Raw genomic sequence first — 22148 nt, 5'->3', positions numbered from 1 at the left:
CCGGTCACCAATTAAAAATCACCATAGTGACTATTCAGTCCGGTAATACATCCGTCATCATTGCCTGGGCTTGTTGGTGCGCCAGCGTAATAAAAGCGCGTGCGGCGGCGGTTTGCCAGCCGCCTTTACGTTGCAACAATACCGCCGTGCGTTGCAGCAATGTCGGTTTGAGGGTAATAGAGGTTAACGCCGAATGTTGCTGCGCAATCGTCATCGGTAAAAGTGTCGCCAAATGGGTACGCTGCACAATCTCGGTCACCGCACCAATTGAGTTCACCTCAATGGCAACCTGCAAACGAATATCGTGCTGCCGACAATAGCTATCAATTTGCCCACGGGTGGCAAAGGCTTCACTGAGCAATACCAGATGCTCATCTCCGAGCGCCGCCAAATTAATTTCTTTTTGCCCGGCGGCAGGATGAGACTGTCCGACCACCAGCGCCAGCGTCTCTTCCAGCAACGGCTGCACCTCAATATCCGGCGATCCGCGCTCATCAAAGGCGATACCAATATCCAGGCCATCCTCTATTAAGGCTTTTTCGATCTCATCCTGCGACATCTCCGCGACCCGTAAAGTGATATTGGGATAACGCTGATAAAACGCCGCTAACAATGGCCCAACCAGAAAGGCGGTAAAGGTCGGCGTCATGCCAATCCGCAAACTACCACGATTCAAACTCTGGACGTCATGGATCGCTCGCTCGCCGGCATCCAGATCGCTCAACGCGCGACGCGCCCACGTCAAATAGGCTTTACCGGCATCGGTCAGTAAGGTATGCCGCACGCCGCGTTCAAACAGTTGAGCGCCTAACCGCTCCTCCAACTGTTTAATTTGCTGAGAAAGCGTCGGCTGTGAGACATGCAGCGCCTGAGCAGCGGGCGTAAACCCGCCATGTTCGGCAACGGCAAGAAAATAGCGAATATGACGCAGTAACATGACTCCCCCTATAGGAACTCCCTATGAGGTAGATAGTAAATCAGTCTTGGTACTTATAGAAAGAAGCGCGTAGCGTTAGTTAGGTATTCCGCACGCTCTTAAGGAGGAGTTATGGATTTTATTCAACGCACTATCGATCTGGCGATGCAGAACGTGGAAGCAGGCGGACGTCCGTTTGCCACGGTGATCGCTCGTAACGGCGAAATCATCGCTGAAAGCCCAAACCTGGTGGCGCAAACCAATGACCCTACCGCGCACGCCGAAATTTTGGCGATCCGCGCCGCCTGCCAAAAACTACAAACCGAGCATTTGACCGACTGCGAAATCTATATCCTCGCCAGCCCGTGTCCAATGTGCCTGGGTTCGCTCTATTACTGCAGCCCGAAGCAGGTCACCTACATCACTACCCGCGAAGATTACGCGCCGTACTATAAAGATGACCGTAAATATTTTGAGTTGGATACCTTCTACGATGAATATCGTAAGCCGATTGAGCAGCGTCGTCTGCCCATGAAGCAGCATAAAGCCGATGCCGCAATTCAGGTTTACCAACGCTGGCAGCAACTCAACCAGAGCAAATAATTTGCCCATGCTATAACATCCGGGCGAGGCACGCGTCTCGCCCGGATGTTTTTTAGCGCCGCGCTCGTCGGTGGCTATTGCCCAATTTACACGCCAGATCGAAGGCATGATGCATCGCCGATGTCTTCGCTATCCCCTGCCCGACAATTTCATAGGCGGTACCGTGCGCTGGCGTCGTCACCGGTATCGGTAACCCTCCCTGTACCGTCACGCCCACGTCAAATCCCAGCAGTTTGGTGGCGATCTGCCCCTGATCATGGTACATCGACACAATACCGTCGAACTGCCCGGCCTGAGCGCGTAAAAAAATCGTATCGGCCGGAAACGGCCCCTGAGCAGGGAAGCCGCGCGTCGCTGCCAACGTGATGCCGGGTGAAATAACCCGCCCCTCTTCATCACCATAGTTGCCGTTATCGCCATTGTGCGGATTAAGCCCGCATACGCCAATCCGAGGCTCGGCAACGCCTGCGGCGCGTAGCGCGTCGGTCAACATCGCAATGGCGCGGGCGACCTTTTCGGCACTTAATAGCCCGGCGACCGCCGATAGCGGCACATGCGATGTCACCCGTGCGGTCCACAGCGTATTTAGCACATTGAACTCACCGCAAACGCCCTGATAATTTAGCTCCTTCGCCAGCCAGCGCATTTCATCCTCTTCTTCCATGCCACCTAGCCGCATGGCACCTTTGTTCAGTGGCCCAAAACAGAGCGCATCCGCCTTTCCGCTTTGTACCAGCTCAATGCCGAAGCGCAGGGCATCAAGGATAAACGCGCCATTCTCGGCACCGACCTGCGCCGGGCTAAAGGCCTTTTCCAGCCCATCCCAACGCGGGATCGCTAACCAATCGTTAGCTGCAGGCATTTCGATACCCCGCTGTTGCGCCGCCGCACGTTGCGCGGGTAAATTACCAATCAGCGTTACTCTGGCGCGTTGACCAAGGGTACTGTCTGCTAACAGTTGCGTTACAATTTCCGGGCCAATACCCGCCGGATCGCCAACTGCTAGTGCAATATGCGGCCGGGGATCCGTCACGTTTTCCCGCTCGCCGTCGTATGTCGGTTGTCTCGCTCTCTCCATCATGTTTACTCCCACCTCTTTTTTATTGCCATAGCCAGGCACACCGGCCGCGTTAAGGGCGTTACCGTGCGGTTAACTGCCGTCCGGTTAGCGTTCCGGGTTGCTTTCCAACCCCAATATCCGGGCGAATCCACAACGTCATCAGGATGCCGATAATTAAGAAGCTGATGGCGCCAACGAATGGCAACGTCCAGCTACCGGTTACATCAATCATTACGCCGAACACAATCGGTGAGATGATGGTGGCCATCGCCGCGCCGAAGTTGAGCATTCCGCTGGCCGTCCCGGCTGAACGCGGCGCAATATCCATCGGCACCGCCCAAATTGGCCCAATTGTCAGTTCAAGGAAAAAGAATGCGGCGCTTAAGCAACCGGCAATCACCGTTGGGTTATGACTAATCAGTACCGGAATAAAAAACACCAGCCCTCCCAACAGGCTCAGCACAATCACGCCCTGGCGCGCCAGCGCTAAACGACCGGTGCGCTTCAGAATAAAATCGCTGATCACCCCGCCGGAAACATCGCCCACCACACCGGCGAAAAATACCCCGGAGGCATAAATGGCCGAGTGTTTAATATCCAGATGGAGGGATTGCATAAAGAAAATCGGCATCCAGCTAAAGAACAGGGTGTTGGACCACACCATGCAGAAGTAAACGCCAATGGTTGGCCGCATGCGCCGAAAGGTGGCCCACCAACTTGCGGTAGAGGCCTCGGCGGGACGCTCCTGCGTTTCCGCCAGCGGCAGCGTTGCCAGCTCCTCTGGCGATACCCGGCGATGGAGGCGTGGATCATCACGAAAATAGATAACCCACGCCACCAGCCACAGCGCCGACAAAATCCCAACCGCCACAAACGCCGCACGCCACGAGTGCCAAGTGATCAGTATTGCCACCAGCGGCGGCGCTACCGCATTCCCTAAGCGCGAAAAAGAGTGGGTTAGCCCCTGCGCCATACCGCGTTTGGGCTGAGGGATCCAGTTGGCTATCGCTCTGGCCTGCGCCGGTAATGCGGCGCCTTCGCCAATCCCGAGCAGTAAACGCGCCAAACATAGCGACACTAAACCACCGATAAAACCGGTTGCCACCGTTGAGATGGCCCAAATCACGCCGCAGGCAATGATGGTTTTACGCGCGCCATAGCGATCGGCCATCCAGCCGCCAACCAGTTGAAAAATGGCGTAGGTGTAGCCGAAAGCGGAAAACGCCACGCCCAGTTCAGTGTTGCTGAGCCCCAGCTCCGCCTTCAGCGGACCAGCCGCTGCCGCCAGGTTGACCCGATCGAGATACAAGATAAAAGACATGGCACAAAAAAGCGTCAGCATATGTCGGCTGACATGAGAACGCGTGTTCAAAATGGCCCCCTGTTTTCTCCAACCCGCGCATCGATAATGGCGGGCATTTTTTGCAGGATTTAACTATGCGATAACATTTCGCCCGCCAGCTATCTGTCATTGGTGCTGGCTGGATTGACGAAAGATCAATGCGGCACGGGGGCGGGAGTACAAAGTAGCGAGATGAGGCTATCTGCCGCTTGCGCCAGCGAGGCGTGCGGCTGATGGCAGAGAGAAAAATGGCGTACCGCCAGCGCACCGTCAAACGGTAAATGCGCAAAACGCCGGTCGCCTGCGATCTGGCGCGCGACAGTCTCCGGCATCAGCCCAATGCCAATACCGGAGGCGATCATCGCCGCCATGCTGTCGAAACTGCCAACGCGAATCCGCATCTTTAGCGGCAGCCCGGCCTGCTCCGCCAGCCGCCCGAGGATGATCGAGATCGAAGCGCCTTCAGTTAGCCCAATCACATCATGGCGTAGCGCCTGCTCTGGCGTAATACGCGCCCCGCTTCTGGCCTGCTGCGCCAACGGGTGGGCTGCCTGGGTCACAATGCATAAGCGATCTTCCCGATAAGGTAAATGGGGTAAAGCAACGTGGGTCACCGAATGCTCATAGATACCGACATTCGCAATGCCGCGTTGCACCGCTTGCACTACGCCTTCGCTGTTCATTTCATGCAAATCAATATGGATATTGGGATAGCGCAGATGGCAGCGTTGAATATCTTCCGACAAGAATTGCAGAACCGCCGAGGTGCAGGCGGCAATGCGCACCACGCCACGATTCCCCTGCATAAACGCCATCACATCTTCCTGCATCCGGTCAACGGAATGCAGCATACTGCGGGCATGGGCCAGCACCGCGCGCCCGGCATCATTGAGCGCCATACCGTGCGGCTGGCGGATAAACAGCGCGATGCCTAACTGTTCTTCCAGTTCACGGATCCGGCGCGAGGCGGCGGCGGGAACCAAATGCAACTGCCCGGCGGCGCGCGTCACGCCTCCTTGCTCCGCCGTTGCCACAAACAGCCGCAGCGTCACCAAATCTAAACGCATCCCACGCGGGAGCCGCAGCTCATGCTCCGGCGCTGAAAAGGTTACCGCTTCTTTTTTGGTCATCGTATTTCCCGTCCGGTGTTATCACTTAACAAAAATTCACACACCAATCAGCGTGTAAGCTAGTGCAACAGGTATAACCAACCAGCGATTAGACGAGAAATAGCAATGTTAAAAAAAGTTACGCTCAACGCAAAACTTTTCTCTGAAATGTGATTTACCACAGAAAGTCACAATCGAACGTAAGAAAACGGTTGTGGGGCGTAACACTACGCCCCATTAAAACCATCAGGAAGGATAGAGAGTGCGGGTTAACGGCGGATGGCGATCAAAACGGCGTATCAGCAGGTAGAAAATAGCGGTAAACACCCAGCCAATGATCCACGAAATGTCGTTATCATCAAACAGCCAAACCAGCTTACCGGTATAGAACCCATTGGCGATAAACGGCAACTGCACCAGCACGCCAAGGATATAGGTAGTAATGCCTTTTAGGTTCCAGCGTTGATAGCGCCCGTTCGGATCGGCCAGCGCCGGAATGTCCATATGCCCTTTGGAAATAAAGTAGTAATCCATCAGGTTCATTGCGCTCCACGGCACGAAGAACGCCAGCAAGAACAGCAGGAACTGGGTAAAGGATTTCAGGAACGACGGCTCACTAATGATGGCGATAGCGCAGGAAAGACCCACCATCAGCACTACAAACAGCAAACGTCCGTTTTGGCTGATCGACACAGTTTTACGGAAACCACAGACAATGGTGGTTAGTGACATAAAACTGCCATAAGCATTCAGCGTGGTGAAGGTAATTTTACCAAAACAGATGGCAAAATAGAGCACCATCGCCATGGTGCCGGTTGAACCCAGCCCGACAATGTACCCCACTTCATTTCCGGCGAAGGCTTTACCTGCCAAGGCGGCAGCCACTACGCCCAATGTCATTGAAGCCTGCGTTCCCAATACCGTGCCGCTAAACACCGCAAAGAACGTTTTCCCCGCCGATGTATCACGCGGTAAGTAACGAGAATAGTCGGAAACATAGGGGCAAAACGCAATTTGCCATGAAGATGACAATGACACCGCCAGCAAGAACATCGGCAGCGAAAAATGGTTATTCGCCAGCAACGCGCCGATGTCATTGGCAACCAGCAGACGAAAGAACAGATAGATAAAGGTGGCGATACCCACGACGCTTGCCACTTTACCCAGGCCGTGGATCAGCCGGTAACCCAGCACCGCCACGACAATAATAATCGCGCCGAATAACAGAATCCCGGCGTTATTACTGAGGTGGGTTAGGTGCGCCAATGCTTGCCCGGCAAGCACCGTACCGCTAGCGGAGAAACCCACATACATCAGGCACACCAACACCAGCGGGATAACCGCGCCATAGACACCAAACTGCGCCCGGCTGGTAATCATTTGCGGTAAACCAAGACGTGGCCCCTGGATGGCGTGCAGCGACATAATCGCCGCGCCTAAAATCTGCCCAACCAGCAGACCAATAATCGACCACACCACATCGCCGCCCAACACCACCGCTAACGCGCCAGTGACAATGGCCGTGATTTGCAGGTTCCCGCCGAACCACAGCGTGAACTGGCTAAATACGTGCCCGTGGCGTTCACTGTCGGGAATATAGTCAATACTGCGACTTTCAATCAGTTTTTTATCTGCGAGATCGGAGGTCTCGCGTGCAGGCGTAGCTGTCGACATTGTAACTCCTTGCCGGATAGGTTCGGTAACGCATGATGGTGGGACCTGGTAGCCCGTGATTTGTGTTGGCCTTTAAGGGTTGCCCGGCGGTGCTGTCTTCACCGTCATTATTGACTATTCTTGTATATACAACCCTATGGCAGCGTGCCATATTTCCGCTAAGGCGACAAGATAGCCAGCCATAGCAAAAAATGATGTTGTGAAAGAAGTGAGAGGTAATACGCAAAAACAGCGCATGCCGGTCGAATCTCCGTGACCAAAGTGCCGGTATGCTTCCAGACTTCGGGTTTCAACTGGATTAAGGAAAGCGATATGCAAAACATCAGGTTTCCCGCGCAAGTGCTACGGGGTGGAGGTGTGCTGAATCAGCTTGGCGCGGTCTGCGCCACTCTCGGGAAACGCCCGTTTGTCCTTGGCGGGCAGCAGGCGCTGGCGGCGGTAGCCGAACCGCTGGCTCAACAGTTGCGCGCCGCCGGGCTGACCCAAACCGCGCAGGAGTGGTATGGCGGTGAGTGTACGCCGGTACAGATTGAACGGCTGGCGCAGATGGCGACAGAGAGCCGTAGCGACGTGATTATCGCGGTAGGCGGAGGTAAGGCGCTCGATACCGGTAAAGCGGTCGCGTTTCACGCCAACCTACCGGTGATTACCGTTCCCACCATTGCGGCAACCTGTGCGGCGGTAACGCCGCTGTCGATTCGTTATCGTGAAGATGGACACTTTCTCGATCTGTATCACCTGCCGGTTGCACCGGCGGCGGTGATGATTGATAGCGCCCTATTGGCACGCTCGCCAATTCGTTGGTTAGCCGCCGGGCTGGGCGATACACTGGCGAAATGGTATGAATTTCGCGCGATTTATCAGGGCGACGCTGCGAATGGCTTTGCCGCCTCCTCGAAAGCCAACAGCGAGATCTGCTACCAGTTAATTTCCTCCCATGCGGCAGCCGCTTGTCAGGCGATAATCGACCAACGCGCCACGCCCGAATTTGAGCAGGCGCTGGATGCAATCTTTTTGTTTGCCGGTTTAACCTCGTTGATGAGTAGCGGTGCACATGCCGCCGCCGCCCATGCGCTCTATGAAGGTTTCACGGTTTGTGACAAAACTCGCGCCTTTGGTCACGGTTTGCTGGTGGGGTACGGTAATCTCTGCCTGCTGGCGCTGGAACAGCGCAGCGATGAAGAGTTACAACAGGCGATTGAGCTAGCCCGCGCCTGCTCGGTGCCGCTCAATCTGGCGGCCATCGCTCCAACGCTTAGCGAACACGAACGCACGGCAATTATTCGTGCGGCGCTTGCTGCGCCGGATATGGCGAATATGCCGTTTCACGTAACAGAAGCGCAGCTTTCAGAGGCACTGGCGCGGGTCGATAGTTTTACCCGCTAAGTAAATGCGGTCGGGTTGCCGACCGCCAGATTAAAGTTTGCCGTTTTTTATCCGCACCACATCGGCCATAATCGCTAACGCGATTTCCGGCGGGGTTTTGCTACCGATAGCGAGGCCAATTGGCGCATGAATGCGTGACAATGTCACTTCATCCCATTCCCCGATGCGTTGTAACCGCAGGCGGCGTTGCTGGCTATTTTTCGCCGACCCCATCACGCCGAGGTAAAAGGCCGCAGTGTTAACCGCTTCCAGCATCGTCAGGTCATCAATACGCGGGTCATGGGTCAACGAAACAATCGCCGTTCCGGCCGTTGCGCCCTGTAGCTCCAGATAACGCGCCGGATGTTGTTGCAGGGTTTGCAAGTTTGGCTGGTGTGGAAAATCCTCGCCTAACTGCCGCCACTGCTCAGCGCGATGTTCACAGACCAACACCTGAAAACCGAGCATCAGCGCTATGCGTACACATTCACAGGCCACCGGCGAGTAACCGGCAACCAGTAGCGTCGTAACACAACCGACCGGGAGCAGGACGTTTTCGCTGTCATACGCGCGTTGCGGTAACACCACATCCGGCGCGCAACGCTCCAGCCGGGCGCACTCGCCTAAACGCAGTTGCTTGAGTAAGGGTCGCCCCCCTGCCAGCGCCTCGTGCATTGCCGCCAGATGGCAGGCGCTTATCTCATCCGGCGGTAGGTATTCGATTAATACATCGAGGATGCCGCCGCACGGCAAGCGGGTGGTGTCGTTTCCCACACCGGCACCGTAACGCACCGTTTGGCTGGCACGCTGAAACGCTCCGCTGCGTAAACGCTGCAAAAAATCCTCTTCGATGCAGCCGCCGGAGAGCGACCCGCAGGTTTCGCCAGCGGCATTGGCAACCAGCATCGCGCCCGGTACACGCGGCGCGGAACCCCACGTATGAAGCACGGTACATAGCCAGACCGGCTCGCCCTGCCGCTGCCATTCTAGCGCGCGCAGAATCACCCGCTGATCGAGCGATTGCATCACCCTTCTCCCAGCATATCCGGCAGGTCGACATCGCGCACGCAGCCGGGATCGTCCAGCGCTAATTGACAGAGTGGCACCCGGCGCAGCAAACTGCGCCCGCCTTCATCGCCGTGCAATGCCATTAACGCCGCGCCGTGCTCGCGGCGAAAGCCTACCGGGTGCCCGGCCTGTTGACGGTAGTACGCCCGCACGATGGAGTGCTCAGCCAGCGCGGCAATGACCGCGCGAATGCTGTCAGGCCGTAGCCACGGCATATCGCCGGGTACAACCACCCAGCCATCTCTCGCGGCTTGCGCCCGCACGCCTGCCGCCAGGGTTTCGCCCATCCCACGGCTTTCAATCAGTAACTGAGGCGTTCCCTGCGCTAACTGCTGCAGCGCCTTATCCTCCGGGCGTAATAGCACGGTAACCGGCCCGCCTGCCGCCACTGCATGGCGCAGCGTATGGCTAAACAGCGGTTCGCCATTCAAAGGTTCCAGTAACTTATGTCGGCCACAGGCCGCCCGGTAGCGCGAACTGGTTCCGGCGGCTAACAGTATGATGCCAATCTCCATCAGTGACTCCCTGGGTTAGCGCGCACATGGGCGACTTTGTTAACCAGGTCCGGCCACGGCGGCTGGTCCGGCGCATAGCGTTGGCGCAGATAAGCGGCAATGTCCGCCACCTGGCGATCGGACAGGCTAGCGGCAAAGCCCGGCATATACCCCAACTCATCCGTGGCGGGTTTATCAATGCCGTGTAACACCACCTGTAGCAAGTTATCCGGCGAAGCGCTGCGCACGCTGGTGTTATAGGCCATATCCGGGCTAACGCCATACAACTGCGGCCCGCCGCGACTGGCGCTGTGGCATGCCTGACAAGCGCCATTAAACAAACGTTCACCCGCGGCGGTATTGTAGGCGGTTTTTAATTCGACCGGCGCGGCAGGTTCGGGCGCGGGTTGCCGATTAAGCGACGCCAGATAGACCGCCATCGCCTTCACATCGCTCTCCGGTAAGGTCGCCAAGTGGCTGACTACCGGCGCCATCGGCCCGGCGGCCACGCCATGCTGCGGATCAAACCCACGGCGCAAATAAGTATATAACTGCTGCTCAGTCCACGGTTGAGCGTTTTGGCTAAGCGCATTGAGCGGCGGCGCTTCCCAGCCATCAACCCAACCGCCGGCGAGAAAAGCCTGGCCGCTTTTTTCCGCGCCAAGCAGGTTGCGCGGCGAGTGGCAGGCACCGCAATGCCCGGCGGCGTTAACCAGATACGCGCCTCGATTCCACTCCGCGCTTTGCTGCGTATCGGTCTGATACTCGCCGCGCCCGAGGAACAATGCGTTCCAGCCCGCCATCAACGGACGGAGATTGAAAGGAAAACGCATATCGTTCTCCGGCGGACGTTGTTCCACCGGGGATTGCGACATTAGCCAGGCATACAGCGCCTGCATATCTGCATCACTGATTTTCCGAAATGCCGTATAAGGAAAGGCCGGATACAGATGATGCCCATCGCGACTAATGCCCTGACGCATGGCGCGGTCAAACGCGGTAAATGACCAGTTGCCGATGCCAGTTTGCTTATCCGGGGTAATATTGGTGCTGTAAAGCGTGCCAAACGGGGTATCCATTTTCAGGCCGCCAGCATTGGTCGCGCCGCCCTCAGCGGTATGACAGACAGCGCAATCGCCCGCCGCCGCAACCTGCCGTCCGCGCTCTAAGGTTGCCGCCGACCAACTGCCTGCGCCAGGCGGCGTAACCGGCGCAATCTCCGCACGCCACGGCAACGCGTTAGTGGCAATACCCAACACCGCGCCGACTAATCCCGCCGCGCCGCCGAACAACCATTTTTTACGCCGTTTAGCCAGTTTCACCGGCGCGCGTAACGTGGGCTGCGGTTGCGGATCGGGGCCATTTAACGCCTCACGCAGTCGATCAGCGGTGATCGGCAGTTCCCGAAAGCGAATGCCGGTGGCGTCAAACACGGCGTTAGCGATGGCTGCCGCGCTGGGTACCGAGGCCGACTCTCCGGCGCCTAACGGCGGCTCATAAGGGCGCGGCATCATCATCACATCGACCGCGGGTAACTCAGGAAAGGTCAGAATCGGGTAGCCGCCCCACTCCTGGCTGGAGACGATATTGTTTTCAAACGTTACCCGCTCTTTTAACACCCGGCTGGTCGATTGGATCACGTTACCGTGAATCTGATGCTTCACGCCATCAGGGTTGATCATCATCCCGGCGTCGTGCCCGACGGTAATGCGGGTGACTGCCACTTCGCCGCTCTGTTTATCAATGGCGACATCAGCCACCCAAGCCGCCCAGGCGGCGCCGAAACCGGGGAATTTGCTGTGAATATAACGCGCATAGGCAAACCCGCGCCCGCGTAACACGCCGTCTTCGCTGGCGGTTTGTTGCGGTGCGATACGCGGCGTCCAGCCCGCCCGCTCGGCGGTGGACTTCATCAACTCCACCGCTCGTTCATCTTTGATATAGCGCAGACGATACTCAACCGGATCGACACCCGCCGCGTGCGCCAGCTCATCCATATAGGACTCATGGGCAAAGGTGTTAGGCAGCGCCGAGACGCCGCGCAGCCAGGAAGCGCGCACAATCGGCGCCATATCTTCAATGGTGACGCGGAGCTGCGGATAGTCATACGGCGGGATTGACGTGCGATCGCCCATTTCATACGCCAGCGCCACCGGATCCACGCGCCCGGTCAGTAGCAATGCCAGCGTAGGCGCGCCGTTAGAGGGATAGGAGGTGGTGAAATCATACACCGTCGGGTTACCCTCCGCGTCCAGCCCGCCGTCAACCTCCATCAATTGCGCGGTGCCTTTCGGCTCCCAGACATGCTCTTGCTCACGCGTCAGTTGTACCCGAACCGGTTTGCCGACCGCCCGCGATAGCAGCACCGCATCTGCCGCCACATCATCGGCGCAGTTGCGCCCATAGCAACCGGCGGCCTCCATACGGCTAACTTCAATTTTCTGTTCGTCACACTCCAGTAACCAGGCGATATCGGCGCGTAGCAGATGTGGATTCTGCGTGCCCGACCATACGCTAACCCGCTCTGACTGATAATCCGCCACCGCGCAGGAGGGGCCGATTGAGCCATGCATTTGATACGGCCATAAATAGCTGCGGGTAAAACGCTGGCTAACGTTGTTCAGCGCTTCATCCACTCCGCCGGTATCGTGTACCACCCGCGAACTGCGTGGGTTATCGCGAATAGCTTGCTCAACATCACTCAGATTGGGCAACGTCGACTGCCACGGCTTCCATTCCACTTTTAGCGCCTGCATCGCGCGGATCGCCTGCTCTTCACGCTCCGCCACCACACCGACAAAATCCTGTATCTGCACCACCGCCACCACGCCGGGAATATGGGCGACGGAGCTTTCATCAATGCTCAACAAGCTGGTGCCGACAAAGCTGCCGCTGTCATAACCGGCATACGGCGGGCGCACTACCCGCCCGTGCAGCATGCCCGGCAAACGCATATCATGCACCCACGTCAACTCCCCGGTCGCCTTGGCTGGAATATCGACGCGCGGCGAGCTGGTTCCCACCAGCCGATAATCGGCCTGTGGTTTTAGCGGCGCTTCGCCGCTAAAGGTTAACTCAATGTGTTGATCGCCGATTAGTTCGCCGTAACTGACCGTTTCACCCTTCGGTGTGCCGATCACGCCATCGAGCAAACTCAGCGAATCCGGCGCAACGTTAAGCCGGGTTGCCGCCTGCTGGATTAGCCAATGGCGCGCTTCCGCCGCCGCCTGGCGCAGCGGAACCGCAGAGATTTGTAGTGTGGCGCTGGCAATGGTAGCGCCCTGATTTGGCGCACGCTGAGTATCGCCGAGCACCATGGTGACCTGGTCCATCCGCAAATAGAGCTCTTCGGCGACAATTTGCGTCAGCGCGGTTTTCACCCCGGTGCCTAAATCCACATGTCCGTTAAACGCATACACCGCACCGCTGTTACACAGCGCGATAAATAGCCCCTGCTCTTTCGGCTTAAGGGTTGGCGTTTGGCCTTTTGGTACTAAACCCGGCGGCGGCTGCACCTCATTCACTACCAGCAGCACCCCGCTACGCGCCAAAAGCTCTTTTTGCGTCGGAAGATTGGGTTTACTGGTCATCGGCAAGGTCCTGTGTAGCAGACTGAGAGAGCTGAATGGCGCGTTTAACCGCTTGTAAAATTTCCAGATGGGTACCGCAGCGGCACAAATTTCCCGCCAGCGCCTGGCGGATTTCATCGTCGGTTGGCGTGGGATTGCGGCGCAATAGTGCGGCGGTGGTCATAATCATACCGTTCAGGCAGTAACCACATTGCGCGGCTTGCTCATCAATGAACGCCTGTTGAACCGGATGTAACGCCGTGCGCTGGCCCAGCCCTTCGAGAGTGGTAATGGCGCGACCGCGCACACCATAAGCCGGGATGACACAGGAGCGGGCGGCAACCCCCTCAATCATCACGGTACAAGCGCCGCATTCGCCAAGGCCACAGCCAAATTTTGGCCCGTTCAGCCCCCATTGATTGCGCAACACCAGTAACAGCGAGGTGTCGCGCCAGGCCTGAACCGGCCGAACCTCACTATTAACGGTTAAGGTAAAGGTGTGTTCCTGGTTGGTGCTGGCGGATATATTCGCCGTATCCCTCATGATTTCTCTCCGCCTTGATAAAGAGAGGCGGTACGCTATTCACGCCTCAGTAGTGCGGCTGGTCGCTATCATCCAGCATTTTATTGAGCAGAAAAACCAACGCGATACGTTCGGCGGCATTCAGCTTGCCGTAGGTTAATTCGCTAATTTGCAACGCATGCGGCACGGTTTGGTTGATCAGCGCATCCCCCTGCGGCGTGAGTGAAACAATCACTTTCCGTTTATCATGCGGGTCGGGACTCAGGGCGATGAGTTCCCGCGCCTTTAGGCGCTCAACCACGCCGCGTATCGTCGCCTGATCAACCGCCGTGACGCGCACCAGGTCGGTTTGCGCGCTCGGCCCCATGTCACGTATGGCGCACAGGGTAATAAACTGCACCGCCGTTAACTGTGAATCGCCCACATGCTGTTGAAAGATTGCCACGTGACGCTGGTAGACCTTCCGTAACAAATGCCCGACCTGGTCGGTAAAATGGTATCCCTCATCCGCATCAGGGCGCGCTGGCTGACTGCTCATAGTAATGTCCTTTTAAAATCGCTGCCGGATAGAGTAGAACATTCTCTCTTCTCCGGCAGCCGTCGTCTTCCCTTTTACCGTTTTTTTAGCGCACGCGCGACGCCTCTGGCGCCACCACTTCGCCTTCTGCCACCACCAGTTGGTCATCCACGCGAATATCACAACGGCGCAGCGCAATATCCATATGGCAGGGCGTTTTACGCGTACCGCCGACTTCGGTATTCGGGCCGGTAGAGAACAAGAAGTTACCGTAAAACGCGCGCGCATCCATACACATACCATCGTTTTTATCGTGCAGCCCCATCGCCGTCCACTGTGCGCGTGGCTGTAATCCCCAACCGATATGCGAGATACCGTACACTTCCGGGTCGTTAAAGTAGCGCATATAATCGCGCAAATACTCCGCCTCAAAGCCGCCATGGATTTGGGTCACAAACCCTTTTTCAATTTCCAGCGTAATGCGTTCGCGCGCATAGCTTTTAAACGGCAAAAGGATGTCGCCGACGTCCAGCACCAGTACCCCTTCCGCCTGTTCTTCATTTGGCCAGGTAAACAGGAAACCGCTCGGCCAGTGATCCCAACGCCCTGGCTCATCGGCATAGCCGTATTCGGTGACGGTGGGATATTGACCTAATGGGGCGCGGAAATCGCTGCCCGCGCTGGATTTCACCGTCATAATGCGCGCTTTTTCTAACACCGCTGCGGCAGCCAGTACCCGCGCCTTATCCTCTTCATTCGGCAGCATTCGCGCCAACACTTCCGGCGGTTCGACCGCCAGCAAAATGCGCGTACCGGTTTTGAGGATTTGCTCCTGCTCCGGCGAATGCAGCAGCATCATAGTGTCGACGATCAGATCCGCCGCTTCCAGCGCACGTTGCGCCGCCAGGTTACCGGTCAAGGCGGTATCGCCGCAATACGCCGTCATATCGTTACCCATTGCCCGCGGGTGGTTGAAGGAGGGTAATTCGACGATATACACCTTAGCGCCTAAGCGTAACGCAGCGTCGGTCGCCGCTTGCACGGTACGCGCATCAGAGTAGTGGCTTTTCAACACGGCGACGCTTTGCGTGTTATCGACTTTTGAAAGCGCCAACACGCGTTCAAACATCTCTGTCAACTGACTGTTATTTACCGCCATGTTCTCTCCTCACCTACCGGGATTGCGGGGGATTTCCATTTGTACAAACATTAACCGTAATTAAGTGAGTACGCTTTATATGATTTATAGAGTCTTTATCCTCTCGATTGCAACAGCTAACCATTCATCATAAGAAAACCCTATTTTAACCCTTCATAGCGCTATGTTTAACATCATCACAACAAAAATTCGCCAATTGTGACGCAAGTTCAAAATGTCATTAACGCGTTGGCGACTTAAAAATATTTAGTGTACACACTTTAAATTAGCGCAAATGATGAACACCTCATCGCTCGCTAAATAAACGTTTTCACTGGACTGGATTTGAGGAAATGCCATGAGTAGTCAGCAAAAAATTGCCGTTATTGGTGCCGGTTTAGGCGGCGCTGCCGCCGCAGCCCTGCTGCAAAAAGCCGGTTTTCAGGTGGATCTCTATGAGCAGAGCCCGTCGTTTTCCCGTCTCGGCGCCGGTATCCATATGGGGCCAAATGTACTGAAGATTTTTCGACAGATTGGTATTGAGAAACCGCTGGAAGCCATGGCTTCTCATCCCGATTTCTGGTTTAGCCGCGATGCCGATACCGGCGATTACCTCTCCCGTATCCCTCTCGGGCAGTTCGCACGGCGCGAATATGGCGCCGCCTATGTCACGGTGCACCGTGGCGATTTGCAAGCCTTGCAGATGACGGCAATAAAACCGGAGAGCATCCATTTCGGCAAATGCCTGCAATCGGTCGAAGACAGCGGCAGCGAGGTGCTGCTGCGCTTTACCGACGGCAGTGAAACCCGGGTGGATATTGTGATTGGCGCCGATGGGATCAACTCAAAACTGCGCGAGCATTTGCTGGGCCCGGAAGCGCCAAGCTACAGCGGCTGGGTTGCGCACCGCGCGCTGATTCGCGGCGAGCAACTGGCGAAATATAACCTCAACTTTGAGGATTGTGTGAAATGGTGGTCGGAAGATCGTCATCTGATGGTCTATTACACCACCGGCAAGCGCGACGAATACTATTACGTTTCCGGCGTACCGCACCCGGCATGGGATTTCCAGGGCAGTTTCGTGCCCAGCAGCCGTGAAGAGATGTATGAAGCCTTCGCCAATTATCATCCGGTAGTGCAGGCGTTGATTGAAAGCAGCGAGCAAGTGACGAAATGGCCGCTGCTGAACCGTAAACCGCTTCCGCTGTGGAGCGAAGGCCGCATAGTGCTATTAGGCGATGCCTGCCATCCGATGAAACCGCATATGGCGCAGGGCGCGGCGATGGCGATTGAAGACGCCGCAATGCTCACGCGCTGCCTACAGGAAACCGGGCTTAACGATTACAGTACCGCCTTTAAATTGTACGAGAGCAACCGCAAAGAGCGCGCCTCACGCGTACAAGCGGTATCCAATGCCAATACGTTCCTGCGCACGCAAGAAGATCCGGCATGGGTCTACGGTTACGACCTGTACAGCCATCCGCTGAAATCGGAGAACGCCGCATGAGTACGTTCCTCTATGGCGGCAATGTACAGGCCAACGGTATTCGCCAACACTATTTGCGCTACGGCGGCAGCGGACCGGCGCTGTTACTGATCCCCGGCATTACCAGCCCGGCCATCACTTGGGGCTTTGTCGCCGAGGTGTTTGGCCAGCACTTCGATACCTGGGTGCTGGACGTGCGCGGGCGCGGCCTCTCCTCCAGCGGTGAAGGGCTGGATTACGGCACCGAAAGCTGTGCGGAAGATATTAATGCCTTTGCCGCCGCGTTAGGGTTGCAGAATTATCATCTGCTGGGTCACTCAATGGGCGCCCGCTTTATTATGCGCGCGGCGGTGCTGCAGCCCGCGCCAGTGCTCAGCCTGGCGTTAATCGACCCGCCGGTTTCCGGGCCGGGCCGGCGCGCGTATCCGGGCAAATGGCCGTGGTATGTCGACTCCATCCGTCAGTCGCTAAGTGGTATCAGCGGCGAGGCGATGCGCGAATACTGCCCGACCTGGAGCGAGGTGCAGCGTAACTTACGCGCCGAATGGCTGCATACCTGCTATGAACCGGCGATTCGCCGTGCCTATGACGATTTTCACCAGCTCGATATTCATCAATATTTCCCTCAGCTACCGGCCAAAACCTTGCTGATGGCAGCAGGTAAAGGCGGTGTGATCCAGCCGGAAGATGAAGCTGAGATTCGCACGCTATTGCCGACCATTGAAATCACCCATGCCGCCAACGCCGGTCACATGATCCCATGGGATGATTTTGACGGATTTTTCGCCGCCTTTGGCACTTTCTACGGACAGCCGCTAACCCCCGGAGCACACCTATGAGCACGCTTTATCGTATCGGGCAAATTGTGCCCAGTTCCAATATCACCATGGAAACCGAAATTCCGGCGATGCTGACGGCGCGTCAGCTTATTCGCCCGGAACGCTTTACTTTTCACTCCAGCCGGATGCGCATGAAGCACGTCACCAAAGAGGAGCTGGCGGCGATGGATAAAGAGTCTGATCGTTGCGCGCTGGAACTCTCCGACGCGCAGGTCGACGTGTTGGGTTATGCCTGTCTGGTGGCGATTATGTCGATGGGGCGCGGCTATCACCGTGAATCACAACAACGTTTGGCCGCGGTCACGCGCGAAAATAACGCGGCCGCGCCGGTTATTTCCAGCGCCGGGGCGCTGGTCGATGGCCTGAAAGTATTGGGGGCAAAACGCATCGCGCTGGTAGCGCCTTATATGAAACCGCTCACCGAAATGGTGGTGGATTATATCCGCCATGAAGGGATTGAGGTCAGCGTGTGGCACGCGCTGGAGATCCCAAACAACCTCGACGTTGCGCGTCACGATCCGGCAAAACTGCCCGCCATTGTCGCCGGGCTGGATACCACCGATGTCGATGCGATAGTGCTCTCGGCTTGCGTACAGATGCCGTCACTGCCCGCGGTGGCAACGGTGGAAGCACAAACCGGTAAACCGGTGGTGACCGCCGCTATTGCCACCACTTACGCCATGCTGAAAGCCTTAGAGCTAGAGGCGGTGGTGCCTGGCGCAGGCGCCCTGCTCTCTGGCGCATATTAAGGAGGCGCAATGAGCACATCCGCAGCGGATAACTACCTAGGCGTTTGGGGAAATCGCCTCGGTTTCGGCGTGCGTCCGGCACTGCTGATGGTCGACTTTATGCAGGGATACACCACGCCGGGCGCGCCGCTCTATGCGCCGGGCGTGGTCAGCGCGGTGGCGGAAGCCGAAAGTCTGTTGGCGCAGGCCCGCCGCTCGTCAATACCGGTGATCCATACCAATATTCGCTACCACGCACAGCATCAGCGTGATGGTGGCGTGTGGGTGAAAAAGGCGCCGGTGATGCGCGATATGGTGGAAGGAAACCCGCTGGCGGCGTTCTGCCCGCCAGTGGCGCCACTCCCTGACGAGGTGGTGGTGAGTAAACAGTATGCCAGCGCGTTTTTTGGCAGTGCGCTGGCGTCGTTACTGGTGAGTGAAGGCATTGATACGGTCATTATCGCCGGTTGTTCCACCAGCGGCTGTGTGCGCGCGACGGCGGTCGATGCGTTACAGCACGGCTTTCGTCCCATCGTGGTACGCGAATGCGTGGGCGATCGCCATGATGAACCGCATCACGCCAATTTGTTTGATATCGACAGCAAATATGGCGACGTGGTGAGTAAAACCGCCGCGCTCGACTATCTCGGACAATTTTCCTCCCGCCGTTAGGGAGGGAATCACCTGCACGGAGTGCTGCATAACAATATTTATATCCAAAAGCACCCGCCCACACTGGGCCACAACATCGCGTCCGGAGACAAAGCTATGACTGTTGTTTTCACCCGCACGTCTGCCATTACGGCAGAAGGCTCACAGGCGATTTATCGTAAAATCACCTGGAAGCTGATTCCTTTTCTGTGCCTTTGCTATTTGGCCGCCTATCTGGACCGAATCAATATCGGTCTTGCTAAGTTGCAAATGGCCAGCCAGTTACAATTAAGCGAGGCCGCCTTCGGCTTCGGCGCCGGGTTATTTTTCGTGGGTTATATTCTGTTTGAAGTGCCAAGTAACCTGATCTTGCAGCGCGTTGGCGCGCGGATGTGGATCGCACGGATTATGATCACTTGGGGGCTGCTCTCGGCAGGCACCCTGTTTGTCACCACGCCGATGCAGTTTTACGTGATTCGCTTTTTCCTCGGCGTCGCGGAGGCCGGTTTCCTGCCCGGCGTGCTGTTCTATCTGACGAAATGGTTTCCCTCGTATCGCCGTAGCCGCATCATTGCGCTGTTTATGATCGGCCTGCCGCTCTCCAGCGTGATTGGCGGCCCGCTTTCCGGCTGGATCATGTCGAATTTCGATCAAACCCACGGTATGCATGGCTGGCAATGGCTGTTCTTGCTGGAGGGGATCCCCAGCATGTTACTGGGCGTACTGACATTTTGGGTGTTGCCGGATACGGTGGAGAAAGCCGCGTGGCTGAGTGAGAGTGAGAAAGCGCAGGTAGCCCGTGAACTGGATAGCGATGATGCTGAGGCCAGCCATGCCAAACATCACTTCCGTGATGGCTTTTTTAACCTGAAAGTGTGGATGCTGGGCGGTATCGATTTCTCGATTCTACTGAGTGCCTACGCAATGGGCTTCTGGATGCCGACTTTTATTAAAAATGCCGGAGTCACCGATATTAGCCATATTGGGATGCTGACCGCACTGCCCAGCATCGCCGCGCTGTTTGGTATGCTGTTTATCGGTGCCAGTTCTGACCGCTTCCGCGAGCGCCGCTGGCATATTATTGTGCCTTTTATTATTGGCGCGGTGTCGATGGGGGTCAGTACCTTTTTCTCGCATAACGTGTTCGCCACTGTGCTGCTGTTCTCAATTGCGCAGGCGGCGATCATTGGCGCGGTCCCGGTGTTTTTCAGCCTGCCCGGCACCTTTCTGAAAGGCACCGCTGCGGCAACCGGTTTCGCGTTGGCTTGTTCAGTGGCCAATATCGCCGGTTTGGTGAGTAATTCGATTATGGGTCTGGCATTGGATTTAACCGGCAGTAGCGGCGGCGCATTATGGGTCTTTGCCGTCTGTTTATTGCTGAGTTCGTTGTTGGTGGTCGCATTGCCGGCGAAGTTAGTTAACCGGTAACCACAGTAAGATCAGATGTAAACGGCCTCTCTCGCCCCTGAACCAGGGGCGAGAACCACAGGTTTAGAAGAAGCCTAATGGCTGGATGCTATAACTTACCAACAAATTTTTGGTCTGCTGATAATGGTCCAACATCATCTTATGGGTCTCACGACCAATCCCCGATTTTTTATAGCCGCCAAACGCCGCATGAGCCGGATACAGATGGTAGCAGTTGGTCCATACCCGCCCGGCTTTAATCGCACGCCCAACGCGGTATGCCCGGTTAATATCCCGCGTCCATACCCCGGCGCCAAGCCCGTAGATTGAGTCATTAGCAATTGCGATGGCTTCCGCTTCATCTTTGAAAGTGGTGATCCCCACCACCGGCCCAAAAATCTCCTCCTGGAACACACGCATGCCGTTGTGGCCTTTTAATAGCGTTGGCTGAATGTAATAACCGCCGTTTAATTCATCGCTCAATTGCTCAATACCGCCGCCGGTCAGCACTTCCGCCCCCTCTTGCTGGGCAATCTCCAGGTAGGACAAGATCTTATCAAACTGCTGCTGCGACGCCTGCGCGCCAACCATGGTTTCGCTATCCATCGGATCGCCGCGTTTGATGGTTTTAATACGTTTTAGTACCGCCGCCATAAAGGGTTCGTATATTGACTCCTGCACCAATGCGCGCGATGGGCAGGTACAGACTTCGCCCTGATTGAGGAAGCCCAGCACCACGCCTTCCGCCGCTTTTTCGATAAAGGATGCTTCCGCCTGCATAATATCTTCGAAGAAGATATTCGGCGATTTGCCGCCCAGTTCGACGGTGGAGGGAATCAAACTCTTCGCCGCCAGTTCCAGAATATGTCCGCCGGTGGCGGTTGAACCAGTAAAGGCGATCTTGGCGATCCGTGGGTTTGACGCCAGCGCTTCACCCGCTTCGCGCCCGTAGCCGTGTACCACATTAATCACGCCCGGCGGCAGTAAATCGTTAATCAATTCCACAAATAGCGTGATTGAGAGCGGCGTTTGCTCGGCGGGCTTCAGTACCACGCAGTTGCCCGCGCCAATGGCGGGTGCCAGTTTCCAGGCGGCCATTAACAGCGGGAAGTTCCACGGAATAATCTGCCCCACCACGCCTAACGGCTCATGAAAATGGTAGGCGGCAGTGAATTCATCAATTTCTGCCGAGGTGCCCTCTTGGGCGCGTAAGCAGCCGGCAAAATAACGGAAATGATCGACAGCCAACGGTAAATCCGCCGCCAGCGTTTCACGTACTGGTTTGCCGTTATCCCAGGTTTCATTTACCGCAATACGCTCAAGGTTCTGTTCGAGTCGATCGGCAATTTTCAACAACGCCAGAGAGCGCTCTTGTACCGATGTTTTTCCCCAACTCTCCGCTGCCGCATGGGCCGCATCAAGGGCTTTCTCAATATCATCTTTGTCAGAACGCGGAAATTCACCAATGACTGAACCATTAACCGGCGAGGTGTTAGTAAAATACGCCCCGTTTACTGGCGGAACAAATTCACCGTTAATGAAGTTGCCATAGCGCTGTTGCAAAGTAATCAGCGAATCTTTCTGACCTGGATAGGCGTAACGCATGGTGTTTCTCCTGTTAATCCAACCGGTTTTAACAAATAAATAACTCACTATTAA

19 protein-coding genes are annotated in these 22148 nt (G+C 56.3%); 7 read left to right on the top strand and 12 right to left on the bottom strand.

What is annotated here, in order from left to right; translation table 11 throughout:
* Positions 1–34 precede the first annotated feature (34 nt).
* Positions 35–937, bottom strand: coding sequence for a transcriptional regulator CynR (cynR, locus tag PMPD1_RS09825; protein WP_173633863.1), 903 nt, complete (start codon positions 935–937; stop codon positions 35–37).
* Positions 938–1048: 111 nt separating this feature from the next.
* Between cynR and PMPD1_RS09820 the strand changes: the two genes are divergently transcribed.
* Positions 1049–1519: a nucleoside deaminase gene (locus PMPD1_RS09820; RefSeq protein WP_173633862.1), complete on the top strand. Its 471-nt coding sequence runs from the start codon at positions 1049–1051 to the stop codon at positions 1517–1519.
* A 52-nt stretch (positions 1520–1571) separates the two neighbouring features.
* On the opposite strand, the gene PMPD1_RS09815 is transcribed toward PMPD1_RS09820, so the two are convergent.
* The 4 genes from PMPD1_RS09815 to PMPD1_RS09800 form a co-directional block, all read right to left on the bottom strand.
* Positions 1572–2600 carry a 4-hydroxythreonine-4-phosphate dehydrogenase PdxA gene (locus PMPD1_RS09815; protein WP_354292840.1) on the bottom strand — a complete coding sequence of 343 codons (1029 nt, stop codon included), beginning with the start codon at positions 2598–2600 and terminating at the stop codon, positions 1572–1574.
* Between the two features lie 58 nt (positions 2601–2658).
* Positions 2659–3951 (bottom strand): MFS transporter, encoded by a 1293-nt coding sequence (locus PMPD1_RS09810; protein ID WP_354292838.1) that lies wholly within the window; start codon positions 3949–3951, stop codon positions 2659–2661.
* A gap of 125 nt (positions 3952–4076) precedes the next feature.
* Positions 4077–5051 (bottom strand): LysR family transcriptional regulator, encoded by a 975-nt coding sequence (locus tag PMPD1_RS09805; RefSeq protein WP_354292836.1) that lies wholly within the window; start codon positions 5049–5051, stop codon positions 4077–4079.
* Between the two features lie 225 nt (positions 5052–5276).
* Entirely contained in the window at positions 5277–6704 is a 1428-nt protein-coding gene (locus tag PMPD1_RS09800) for a purine-cytosine permease family protein (RefSeq protein ID WP_173633861.1), read from the bottom strand.
* A 312-nt stretch (positions 6705–7016) separates the two neighbouring features.
* On the opposite strand from PMPD1_RS09800, the gene PMPD1_RS09795 reads away from it, so the two are divergent.
* On the top strand, positions 7017–8090 hold the full coding sequence (locus PMPD1_RS09795) for an iron-containing alcohol dehydrogenase family protein (protein WP_173633860.1): 1074 nt from the start codon (positions 7017–7019) through the stop codon (positions 8088–8090).
* Positions 8091–8120: 30 nt separating this feature from the next.
* Here the strand turns inward: PMPD1_RS09795 and PMPD1_RS09790 are convergent, their stop codons facing one another.
* The 6 genes from PMPD1_RS09790 to PMPD1_RS09765 form a co-directional block, all read right to left on the bottom strand.
* Entirely contained in the window at positions 8121–9095 is a 975-nt protein-coding gene (locus tag PMPD1_RS09790; RefSeq protein WP_173633859.1) for an XdhC family protein, read from the bottom strand.
* A complete protein-coding gene (locus tag PMPD1_RS09785; protein ID WP_173633858.1) occupies positions 9095–9652 on the bottom strand; it encodes a nucleotidyltransferase family protein in 558 nt (185 codons plus the stop codon). Before PMPD1_RS09785 ends, PMPD1_RS09790 begins: the two co-directional genes overlap by 1 nt.
* The gene (locus tag PMPD1_RS09780; RefSeq protein ID WP_173633857.1) at positions 9652–13221 is read right to left on the bottom strand and encodes a molybdopterin cofactor-binding domain-containing protein; all 3570 of its coding nucleotides are present in this window, start codon (positions 13219–13221) and stop codon (positions 9652–9654) included. The genes PMPD1_RS09785 and PMPD1_RS09780 overlap by 1 nt, the downstream gene beginning before the upstream one ends.
* Positions 13211–13744: a (2Fe-2S)-binding protein gene (locus PMPD1_RS09775; RefSeq protein ID WP_173633856.1), complete on the bottom strand. Its 534-nt coding sequence runs from the start codon at positions 13742–13744 to the stop codon at positions 13211–13213. The genes PMPD1_RS09780 and PMPD1_RS09775 overlap by 11 nt, the downstream gene beginning before the upstream one ends.
* 46 nt (positions 13745–13790) lie before the next feature.
* Positions 13791–14261, bottom strand: a complete 471-nt coding sequence (locus PMPD1_RS09770) for a MarR family winged helix-turn-helix transcriptional regulator (RefSeq protein WP_173633855.1) — start codon at positions 14259–14261, stop codon at positions 13791–13793.
* Positions 14262–14346: 85 nt separating this feature from the next.
* Complete coding sequence (locus PMPD1_RS09765) at positions 14347–15399, bottom strand: 2,5-dihydroxypyridine 5,6-dioxygenase (RefSeq protein WP_173633854.1); 1053 nt, start codon at positions 15397–15399, stop codon at positions 14347–14349.
* 337 nt (positions 15400–15736) lie between these two features.
* Between PMPD1_RS09765 and PMPD1_RS09760 the strand changes: the two genes are divergently transcribed.
* The 5 genes from PMPD1_RS09760 (at position 15737) to PMPD1_RS09740 (ending at position 20510) form a co-directional block, all read left to right on the top strand.
* On the top strand, positions 15737–16885 hold the full coding sequence (locus PMPD1_RS09760) for an FAD-dependent monooxygenase (protein WP_173633853.1): 1149 nt from the start codon (positions 15737–15739) through the stop codon (positions 16883–16885).
* Positions 16882–17703, top strand: a complete 822-nt coding sequence (locus PMPD1_RS09755; RefSeq protein ID WP_173633852.1) for an alpha/beta fold hydrolase — start codon at positions 16882–16884, stop codon at positions 17701–17703. The genes PMPD1_RS09760 and PMPD1_RS09755 overlap by 4 nt, the downstream gene beginning before the upstream one ends.
* Positions 17700–18452, top strand: coding sequence for a maleate cis-trans isomerase family protein (locus PMPD1_RS09750; protein WP_494338257.1), 753 nt, complete (start codon positions 17700–17702; stop codon positions 18450–18452). The genes PMPD1_RS09755 and PMPD1_RS09750 overlap by 4 nt, the downstream gene beginning before the upstream one ends.
* Before the next feature lie 9 nt (positions 18453–18461).
* Positions 18462–19103 (top strand): N-carbamoylsarcosine amidohydrolase, encoded by a 642-nt coding sequence (locus tag PMPD1_RS09745; RefSeq protein WP_173633851.1) that lies wholly within the window; start codon positions 18462–18464, stop codon positions 19101–19103.
* A gap of 96 nt (positions 19104–19199) precedes the next feature.
* Positions 19200–20510, top strand: a complete 1311-nt coding sequence (locus PMPD1_RS09740; RefSeq protein ID WP_173633850.1) for an MFS transporter — start codon at positions 19200–19202, stop codon at positions 20508–20510.
* A gap of 63 nt (positions 20511–20573) precedes the next feature.
* Here the strand turns inward: PMPD1_RS09740 and exaC are convergent, their stop codons facing one another.
* The gene (gene exaC / locus PMPD1_RS09735) at positions 20574–22094 is read right to left on the bottom strand and encodes an acetaldehyde dehydrogenase ExaC (protein WP_173633849.1); all 1521 of its coding nucleotides are present in this window, start codon (positions 22092–22094) and stop codon (positions 20574–20576) included.
* Positions 22095–22148 lie beyond the last annotated feature (54 nt).

The sequence above is a fragment of the Paramixta manurensis genome (assembly GCF_013285385.1).
In the GTDB taxonomy this organism is placed as follows: Bacteria; Pseudomonadota; Gammaproteobacteria; order Enterobacterales; family Enterobacteriaceae; genus Paramixta; species Paramixta manurensis.
Note: the sequence above shows the minus strand (reverse complement) of the source record. Positions and strands in the feature narration are given on the sequence as shown.